We start from the raw sequence: 617 nt of genomic DNA on the forward strand, positions 1-617 counted from the left end.
CCTGTAATTAACACGGATGGTATCATAGAAATTGAAGAGGGGAGACACCCAGTTGTAGAAGTCATTACAAAGGCAAATAGTTTTATATCTAATGATACTACCTTAGATCTTCAAGATAATAGACTTATGTTAATTACTGGTCCTAATATGGCTGGTAAGTCTACATATATGAGACAGGTGGCATTAATTACACTATTAGCTCAAATGGGAAGTTTTGTTCCTGCTAAAGAAGCAAATGTTTCTATTTGTGATAAAATATTTACTAGAATAGGAGCTTCTGACGATTTAGCTGGTGGTAAGAGTACCTTCATGGTAGAAATGTGGGAAGTATCAAATATTCTTAATAATGCTACCAATAAGAGTTTAGTACTTCTTGATGAAGTTGGTAGAGGTACTAGTACTTACGATGGACTCAGCATTGCTTGGGCAGTTATAGAGTATATATGTGAAAATTCAAATATTAAGTGTAAAACTCTATTTGCTACTCATTATCATGAGTTGACTAAGCTAGAAGGTGAAATTCCGGGAGTAAAAAACTACTCTATTTCAGCAAAAAAAGTAGATAATAATATTATATTCTTACGTAAAATTATAAAGGGGGGAGCAGATGAATCTTA

The 617-nt window shown here is 33.1% G+C and carries 1 pseudogene; it reads left to right on the forward strand.

Annotated features, from left to right (window positions below):
• A pseudogene (locus AZI32_RS17390) lies at positions 1-617 on the forward strand (DNA mismatch repair protein MutS); the annotation flags it as partial.

Origin of the sequence: Clostridium sp. ATCC 25772 (assembly GCF_001573875.1) — a bacterium.
Classification (GTDB): Bacteria; Bacillota; Clostridia; order Clostridiales; family Clostridiaceae; genus Clostridium_J; species Clostridium_J senegalense.